Here is a 7,940-nt window from a genome sequence, read left to right on the forward strand (position 1 = left end):
CCGCCCGGGGTGTGGGCCCCGGCCCCCCCACAACGCCCCGGCCCCCCCCCCCCCTGAAAAAGGGTTCCCAACGTCTTACCGCCCCGGGCTACCTTCCGGACATCGAACCCGCACGATGTCGTGAGGAGGCGCCGATGCGCGCTCTTGTGGTCACCGAACCGGGCACCCCCGACGGCATCGCCGTCACCGAGGTGCCCGATCCCCGCCCGGGGGCCGGTGAGGTACTGGTGCGCGTCGCGTCCTGCGGGCTGTGCGGTACGGACATGCATCTGCTCGACGGCGAACTGCCCGCCGCGCGCTACCCGTTGATCCCCGGGCACGAACTGACCGGCGAGATCGTCGCGTGGGGCGAGGGGGTGACCGCCCCGGCCCTCGGCACCCGGGTCGCGGTCGACCCCAACATGCCGTGCGGCAGCTGCCATTACTGCCGGATCGGCCGCGGCAACCTCTGCGCCGACTACCGCGCGGTCGGCGTCACCCGTGACGGCGGCTTCGCCGAACTGGTCGCGGTCCCCGCGAGCTGCGCGTACGCGCTGCCCGACGGGCTCTCGGCGGCCGCCGCCGGGCTCGTCGAACCGCTGTCCTGCGCGGTGCACGGCCTCAACCGGCTGCCCCGCCGCCCCGGGGAGCACTATCTGATCTACGGCGCCGGAACGATGGGCCTGATGATGGCCGCGCTCGTCCGGACCTCCGGTGCCGCCTCGGTGTCGGTGGTGGACCTCAACGCGGACCGGCTGGCCTTCGCCGAGTCGTTCGGCGTCGACGCGGCCGTGACCGACGCGGGTGCTCTGGGGCGCGCGCCCGGGTTCGAGGTGGTCATCGACGCCACCGGGGTCGTCGCGGCCATCGAGGACGGCCTCGGCCGGGTGCGGCGCGGCGGCACGTTCCTCCAGTTCGGCGTCGCCGACCCGGCCCGCACTGCGTCGTTCTCGCCGTACCGCGTCTACCACCACGAGATCGACATCCTCGGCTCGATGGCGGTGCACCACAGCTTCCGGCCCGCCATCGATGTGCTGGCCGCCGGGCTGGACCTCGACCCGCTGGTCAGCGACGTACTGCCGCTCGACGACGTCGACGAGGCGGTACGCCGCTTCCGCGCGGGCACCTGCCGCAAGATCCACCTGGCGCCCGGGCCCGCCTGACATGGCCGGGCGGGAGGCGGCGCGGGGGTGCCGGTAAGGTCGGGCCCCGGTAGACGCCGACCCCGTGACCCCTCTGGAGCAGCCATGAGCCAGCCACCCGCCCGCCGAACCGTCCTGCGTGGCGCCGCGCTGGTGGGCGCCGCGGGCTTCGGGGTGACGGCGTGCTCCGGCGGCTCGGGCCCGGACTCCGGCGTGCCCACCGAGCCGGTCGAGCTGGGGGCCGCCGCCGAGGTTCCGGTCGGCGGTGCGAAGCTCTACCGCGAGGACCGGCTGGTGGTCTCGCAGCCGTCCAAGGGCACGTTCAAGTGCTTCAGCGCCACGTGCACCCACGCCGGATGCGTGCTCACCGAGGTGACGAAGGAGGAGGGCGACTGCTCCTGCCACGGCAGCCGCTTCGACGTCACCAACGGCCAGGTGCTCCAGGGCCCGGCCACCAAGCCGCTGCCGGAGGTCCCGATCAAGAACAAGGGCGGCAAGCTGATCGCGGGCTGAGACCGGGGTGCTGGGCCGGGGCGCCCTGGGGCGAGGGCGTGCGGCCCTGGCGTGGGGGCGCACGAGCCGACCGCCCGCGCCCCGGCCGCCGGGGGCGCACGGCCCGTTGGCTCACGCCCCGGCGCGTGCCACCGGGAGCGCCGGACACGAGCTACGGGACCGCGGCGCCGGGCGCCAGGCGTCGGCGCGCAGACGGCCGCGGGCGCGGAGGCGGCGTACCGGCGCCGCCGAACCGCGGACCGCGCTGGTTCCCGCCGCCCGTCACCCCCAGTCCCACACGATCCCCACGATCCCGGGCCGTACGCCCTGCTCCACCAGGTGCACGGCGCGGTGGCGGCCGCTCAGCGTCAGCTCCTGGCGGCCGCCGCGCGGGGCGCCCGCCGACGACTGGGTGAAGCGACGGCACCGCACCGGGAGCGCCGTCTCGTCGAAGCGCACCTGGAGGACGTACTGCCCCCCGGCGAAGCGGAAGCCACGGAAGTACTCGGCACTGGGGCCGCCGGTACCGTCCTCGAAGACGTAGCCGAAAACGTGCGTGTCCCCGGCGCGCAGCCGCGTGTCGAACAGCAGCTCCGCGACCACCACCCCGGCCTCGGTGTCACCGCGCACCCGCCCCAGGCGGCAGTTCTCCGCGGCCCGGACCGTCACCTGGGACGGATCGCAGCCCACGTCACCGCGGTGGATGGCCACATAGCGGTCCACGCCGTCCCGGTGCGCCCGGACCACCTGGACCGATTCGCGTGCGTTCAGCTCCCGCCGGGGACCGATGCGCACCCGCTCGTGGTGCCCCACGGTGTGCAGCCCGTCGTCGGCGGGCGTCTCCAGCTCGGCGAAGAGCTGCTGGAGCGCGTCGGCGGGCTCCACCAGCGCCCGGTACGAGCGCGCCGACGGGCGGTCGCCGTCCGCACGGGTGCCGCTCTCCGGTACCAGCAGCCGGTGCAGCGACCGCTCCGGCAGCTCCAGCACCTCCTCCAGGGCCTGCACCGCCCGCAGCGACTCGGGACGCTGCGGGCGCCGCGCGCCCTGTTGCCAGTAGCTGAGGCTCGTCACCCCCACCTTGATGCCGCGCTGCGCCAGCTTGTGCTGCACCCGGTTGAGCGCCAGGCCGCGGACGCTCAGCGCGCTGCGCAACGCCAGGTGGAACGGGCCGGTCTTCAGCAGTTGCGCCAGCTCGGCCGCCTGGGGAGTGTTCCGTGCCATCTCTCAACCTCCGGCGCGCGGGTGGACGTTCACTACCGGATCGCACGGCGCGCGCCCTGCCCGCGAGTTCACTGCAGTACGCCGGGCACCGGTCGTTCACATCCGGGCCCGTCCGTCCACACCCCCATGTCACCCCGCATTGAAGCGTGTTGACCTGCCTGCGACAACACCCGATGCTCCTTCGCAGCATCCGGATGCGCTCCTCCACACCCCACCGCCCCGTTCGGGAGGAACGCCATGCCCCGCCCCCGCACCGTAGGCCGCAGACGGCTGTCGGCCGCCGCGCTCGCCGTGGCCGCGCTGACCGCCCTGCCCGCCGCCTCCGCCACCGCGGCGCCCGCCGCACCCCGTACGCCCGCCGCGTCCGCCCCACGCGCCACCGCGAACAGCCTGGACATCGCCATGCAGGCCCAGGAGAACAGCAACTGGTGCTGGGCGGTTCCGGCAACACCATCGCCGCCTGGTACGGCCGCGGCTAGCCAGAACCAGTTCTGCAACGCCGCCTTCCAGAGCCCCCAGAACACCGGCTGCCCCAACACCGACTGCCCCAACGACCAGGCCACCCTGGGCAACGTGCAGAACGCCTTCGACTGGAGGGGCCTCAACCCGCCTACGACCGGCGCGGCGAGGCCGGCGGCTACGGCGCCCCCGCGGCGCTGGAGCGCCCCGCGGCGCTGGAGCGCCCCGCGGCGCTGGAGCGCCCCCACCCCGCGGCGCCGGAGCGCCCCGCGCCGCGGCCCGTCCTCAGTGAGGGATCCGTCGCCACCGCCGCGGCCGACGGCGACGTCCCGGTGGCCGCCGCCTCGGCCGTCGCCGCTGCCGCCGCCCTGGTCGCGCTGGGCCTGACCGGCACCACCGCGGTCCGCCGCCTGCGCCGCCGCTGACCGGGCGCCCGCCCGTCTTCCCGCGGCGGGCGGGCCGCCCGGGCCCGTGCGGGGGCCATGGACCGGGAACACCAGGTCCGCGACCCCCCTCCCGGACCCTGTCACCGCGGGCCCGTCCCGCTCCGCACGGGCCCGCGGATTGTCAGTGGCGGTCAGTAGGGTGGTGGTCATGGCAGACCCCAGCAGCTACCGACCCAAGCCGGGACAGATCCCCGACTCGCCGGGGGTCTATAAATTCCGCGACGAGCACGGCCGTGTCATCTACGTGGGCAAGGCCAAGAGCCTGCGCCAGCGCCTGGCCAGCTACTTCCAGGACCTGGCCGGTCTCCACCCCCGTACCCGCACGATGGTCACCACCGCCGCCTCCGTGGAGTGGACCGTCGTCTCCACCGAGGTCGAGGCCCTTCAGCTCGAATACAGCTGGATCAAGGAATTCGACCCGCGTTTCAACGTCAAGTACCGCGACGACAAGAGCTATCCGTATCTCGCGGTGACCCTCAACGAGGAGTTCCCCCGCGTCCAGGTGATGCGCGGCGCCAAGAAGAAGGGCGTCCGCTACTTCGGCCCCTACGGCCACGCCTGGGCCATCCGCGAGACCGTCGACCTGATGCTCCGCGTCTTCCCCGTCCGCACCTGCTCCGCGGGCGTCTTCAAACGCTCCGCGCAGATCGGCCGCCCCTGTCTGCTCGGCTACATCGGCAAGTGCTCGGCGCCGTGCGTCGGCCGTGTCTCCCCCGAGGAGCACCGCGAACTCGCCGAGGACTTCTGCGACTTCATGGCCGGCCGCACCGGCGCCTACCTCCGCCGCCTGGAGCGCGCCATGCAGGACGCCGCCGAGGAGATGGAGTACGAGCGCGCCGCCCGTCTGCGGGACGACATAGGGGCGCTCAAGCGGGCCATGGAGAAGAGCGCGGTGGTCCTCGCCGACGCCACCGACGCCGACCTCATCGCCGTCGCCGAGGACGAACTGGAGGCCGCCGTTCAGATCTTCCATGTCCGCGGCGGCCGGGTGCGCGGCCAGCGCGGCTGGGTCACCGACAAGGTCGAGGCCGTCACCACCGCCGGTCTCGTCGAGCACGCCCTCCAGCAGCTCTACGGCGAGGAGCGCGGCGACGCGGTCCCCAAGGAGGTGCTGGTCCCCGCGCTGCCCGAGCCCGTCGAGCCGGTCCAGCAGTGGCTCTCCGAGCGCCGCGGCTCCCAGGTCTCGCTGCGCATCCCGCAGCGCGGCGACAAGAAGGACCTGATGGCCACCGTCGGCCGCAACGCCCAGCAGGCCCTGGCGCTCCACAAGACCAAGCGCGCCTCCGACCTGACCACCCGCTCCCGCGCCCTGGAGGAGATCGCCGAGGCCCTCGGCCTGGACGCGGTGCCGCTGCGCATCGAGTGCTTCGACATCTCCCACCTCCAGGGCGAGGACGTCGTCGCGTCCATGGTGGTCTTCGAGGACGGTCTCGCCCGTAAGAGCGAGTACCGCCGCTTCCAGATCAAGGGCTTCGAGGGCCAGGACGACGTCCGCTCCATGCACGAGGTCATCGGCCGCCGCTTCAAGCGCTACCTCCAGGAGAAGCAGAAATCGGGGGAGTGGACGGAGGAACCCGCCGCGCCCGCGGGCGGCGACGGCGAGGCCGGTGCCGCCGAGCGTGCCGAGGCGGCGTCCCCGGAGCCGGACCCGATGGCCGGGCACCCCACGGACGAGGAGGGCCGCCCCAAGCGGTTCGCCTACCCGCCGCAGCTCGTCGTCGTCGACGGCGGCGCCCCGCAGGTCGCCGCCGCCCGCCGCGCCCTGGACGAGCTGGGCATCGACGACGTCGCCGTCTGCGGTCTGGCCAAGCGCCTGGAGGAGGTCTGGCTGCCCGAGGAGGACGACCCGGTTGTCCTGCCGCGCTCCAGCGAAGGGCTCTACCTCCTCCAGCGCGTCCGCGACGAGGCCCACCGCTTCGCCATCCGCTATCAGCGCACCAAGCGCGGCAAACGGCTGAAGTCCTCGCCGCTGGACGCCGTGGCCGGGCTGGGCGAGAGCCGCCGTCAGGCGCTGCTCAAGCACTTCGGGTCGCTCAAGAAGCTCCGGGCGGCCACGGTCGATGAGCTGTGCGAGGTCCCCGGCGTCGGCCGGAAGACCGCCGAATCGGTGCTCGCCTCCCTGGCCGGTGCGACACCCGCCGGACCCGCCGTGAACACCGCCACAGGAGAGATCATTGAGGATGACGGGGCCGCTCCGGCCGCGTGGTCATCGGAACGGGGGCGGGACAGATGAGCACACCGCACAACACGCACGAAACCGCGACATCCGAGAAAGACGGTGCACAGGTGAGTACGGGCACGATGCGCGAGTCCGACCAGGGAGAGAGCGCCGCCATCCCCGAGCTGGTGATCATCTCCGGCATGTCCGGCGCCGGCCGCTCCACCGCGGCCAAGTGCCTGGAGGACCTCGGCTGGTTCGTCGTCGACAACATTCCGCCCGAGCTGATCCCCCCGATGGTCGACCTCGGCGCCCGTTCCCAGGGGAACGTCGCCAAGATCGCCGTCGTCGTCGACGTCCGTGGCCGCCGCTTCTTCGACAACCTCAAGGAATCCCTCGCCACGCTCGACGCCCAGAACGTCAAGCGCCGCATCGTGTTCCTGGAATCCTCCGATGAGGCGCTGGTCCGCCGCTTCGAATCGGTACGCCGCCCGCACCCCCTCCAGGGCGACGGCCGGATCGTCGACGGCATCGCCGCCGAACGCGACCTGCTGCGGGAACTGCGCGGCGACGCCGACCTCGTGATCGACACCTCCAGCCTCAACGTCCACGAGCTGCGCGCCAAGATGGACGCCCAGTTCGCCGGTGAGGAGGTCCCCGAGCTGCGCGCCACGGTCATGTCCTTCGGCTTCAAGTACGGCCTGCCGGTCGACGCCGACATGGTCATCGACTGCCGCTTCATCCCCAACCCGCACTGGGTCCCCGAGCTGCGCCCCTTCACCGGTCTGAGCGAAGAGGTCTCCGACTACGTCTTCGACCAGCCCGGCACCAAGGAGTTCCTCGACGGCTACGCCGACCTGCTCCGCATCGTCGCCGAGGGCTACCGCCGCGAGGGCAAGCGCTACGTCACCATCGCCGTCGGCTGTACGGGCGGCAAGCACCGCTCCGTGGCGATGTCCGAGAAGCTCGCCCGGCGGCTCGTGGGCGAAGGGGTGGAAACCGTCACTGTCCACCGCGACATGGGGCGCGAGTGACCAGCCGCGCCCTGCGGCTGCGCCGGGTCCGCAAACTGGTCCCCGGCGCCCGCCCGCACAAGGGCACGCCCAAGGTGGTGGCGCTCGGCGGCGGCATGGGGCTGTCCGCGTCGCTGGCCGCGCTGCGCCGGATCACCGGCGATCTGACGGCCGTCGTCACCGTCGCCGACGACGGCGGCTCCAGCGGCCGCCTCCGCGACGAGCTGGGCGTGCTGCCCCCCGGTGATCTGCGCAAGGCGCTGGCCGCGCTGTGCGGGGACGACGACTGGGGCCAGACCTGGGCGCGCGTCATCCAGCACCGCTTCCAGAGCGGCGGCGAGCTCCACGACCACGCCGTCGGCAACCTCCTCATCGTCGCCCTGTGGGAACAGCTGGGCGATCACGTCCAGGCACTCGACCTGGTCGGCAAGCTGCTCGGCGCGCACGGCCGGGTACTGCCCATGTCCGCGGTCCCCCTGGAGCTGCAGGCCCAGGTCCGCGGCCACGACGAGGAGCGGCCCGAGGAGATCACGACCGTCCGCGGGCAGGCCACCGTCGCGCTCACCCGCGGCGAGGTGCAGTCGGTCCACGTCGTGCCCGAGGCCCCGCCCGCCGTCCCGGAAGTGGTCGCCGCGGTGCGCGACGCCGACTGGGTGGTGCTGGGGCCGGGCTCGTGGTTCTCCTCCGTCATCCCGCATCTGCTGGTGCCGGAGCTGCGCGAGGCGCTGGAGGAGACCAAGGCGCGCAAGGTCCTCTCGCTCAACCTCGCGCCGCAACCCGGCGAAACCGATGGCTTCTCCCCGCAGCGTCATTTGGAGGTTTTGGCCCGACACGCCCCTAAACTCGCCTTCGACGTGGTGCTGGCCGACCGGGACGCCGTGCCCGACATCGAAGGGCTGACGGCTGCCGCCAAGCAGCTCGTCGGCAGCGAGGTCGAGCTGGCCGAGGTCGCTGCACGGGGGTTAACCAGAACTACGGACGCAGGTGTAACACAATTTTTTTGTTTTGCTTGTATTTTTGTTAGAATTAG

7 protein-coding genes are annotated in these 7,940 nt (G+C 72.9%); 6 read left to right on the forward strand and 1 reads right to left on the reverse strand.

Translation table 11 applies throughout. The features are described 5' to 3' along the window. The first annotated feature begins 134 nt into the window (after positions 1–134). Both ACFWWQ_RS03550 and ACFWWQ_RS03555 read left to right on the forward strand, forming a co-directional pair. The gene (locus ACFWWQ_RS03550) at positions 135–1,142 is read left to right on the forward strand and encodes a zinc-dependent alcohol dehydrogenase family protein (protein WP_384589384.1); all 1,008 of its coding nucleotides are present in this window, start codon (positions 135–137) and stop codon (positions 1,140–1,142) included. 84 nt (positions 1,143–1,226) lie between these two features. Then, on the forward strand, positions 1,227–1,634 hold the full coding sequence (locus ACFWWQ_RS03555) for a Rieske (2Fe-2S) protein (RefSeq protein WP_384589386.1): 408 nt from the start codon (positions 1,227–1,229) through the stop codon (positions 1,632–1,634). A gap of 261 nt (positions 1,635–1,895) precedes the next feature. Here ACFWWQ_RS03555 and ACFWWQ_RS03560 read toward each other — a convergent pair whose 3' ends face one another. Continuing rightward, positions 1,896–2,834: a hypothetical protein gene (locus ACFWWQ_RS03560; RefSeq protein ID WP_384589389.1), complete on the reverse strand. Its 939-nt coding sequence runs from the start codon at positions 2,832–2,834 to the stop codon at positions 1,896–1,898. Between the two features lie 237 nt (positions 2,835–3,071). Here ACFWWQ_RS03560 and ACFWWQ_RS03565 point away from each other — a divergent pair, with 237 nt between their 5' ends. From ACFWWQ_RS03565 to yvcK, 4 genes are all read left to right on the forward strand, one after another. Beyond that, positions 3,072–3,680 carry a hypothetical protein gene (locus ACFWWQ_RS03565; protein ID WP_384589392.1) on the forward strand — a complete coding sequence of 203 codons (609 nt, stop codon included), beginning with the start codon at positions 3,072–3,074 and terminating at the stop codon, positions 3,678–3,680. A 207-nt stretch (positions 3,681–3,887) separates the two neighbouring features. After that, complete coding sequence (gene uvrC, locus ACFWWQ_RS03570; RefSeq protein WP_384589395.1) at positions 3,888–5,972, forward strand: excinuclease ABC subunit UvrC; 2,085 nt, start codon at positions 3,888–3,890, stop codon at positions 5,970–5,972. After that, complete coding sequence (rapZ, locus tag ACFWWQ_RS03575) at positions 5,969–6,931, forward strand: RNase adapter RapZ (protein ID WP_384589397.1); 963 nt, start codon at positions 5,969–5,971, stop codon at positions 6,929–6,931. Before uvrC ends, rapZ begins: the two co-directional genes overlap by 4 nt. Continuing rightward, positions 6,928–7,940: uridine diphosphate-N-acetylglucosamine-binding protein YvcK (yvcK, locus tag ACFWWQ_RS03580; protein WP_384589400.1), on the forward strand; the 1,013-nt coding region annotated here is incomplete at its 3' end. The genes rapZ and yvcK, both read left to right, overlap by 4 nt.

This window comes from Streptomyces sp. NPDC059080 (assembly GCF_042739975.1).
GTDB lineage: Bacteria > Actinomycetota > Actinomycetes > Streptomycetales > Streptomycetaceae > Streptomyces > Streptomyces benahoarensis.

Excerpts from the sequence above, each read along its gene's own strand:
- ACFWWQ_RS03560 (WP_384589389.1), bottom strand. The coding sequence starts at position 2,834 with ATGGCACGGAACACTCCCCAGGCGGCCGAGCTGGCGCAACTGCTGAAG.
- ACFWWQ_RS03550 (WP_384589384.1), top strand. The coding sequence starts at position 135 with ATGCGCGCTCTTGTGGTCACCGAACCGGGCACCCCCGACGGCATCGCC.
- rapZ (WP_384589397.1), top strand. The coding sequence starts at position 5,969 with ATGAGCACACCGCACAACACGCACGAAACCGCGACATCCGAGAAAGAC.
- ACFWWQ_RS03555 (WP_384589386.1), top strand. The coding sequence starts at position 1,227 with ATGAGCCAGCCACCCGCCCGCCGAACCGTCCTGCGTGGCGCCGCGCTG.
- ACFWWQ_RS03565 (WP_384589392.1), top strand. The coding sequence starts at position 3,072 with ATGCCCCGCCCCCGCACCGTAGGCCGCAGACGGCTGTCGGCCGCCGCG.
- uvrC (WP_384589395.1), top strand. The coding sequence starts at position 3,888 with ATGGCAGACCCCAGCAGCTACCGACCCAAGCCGGGACAGATCCCCGAC.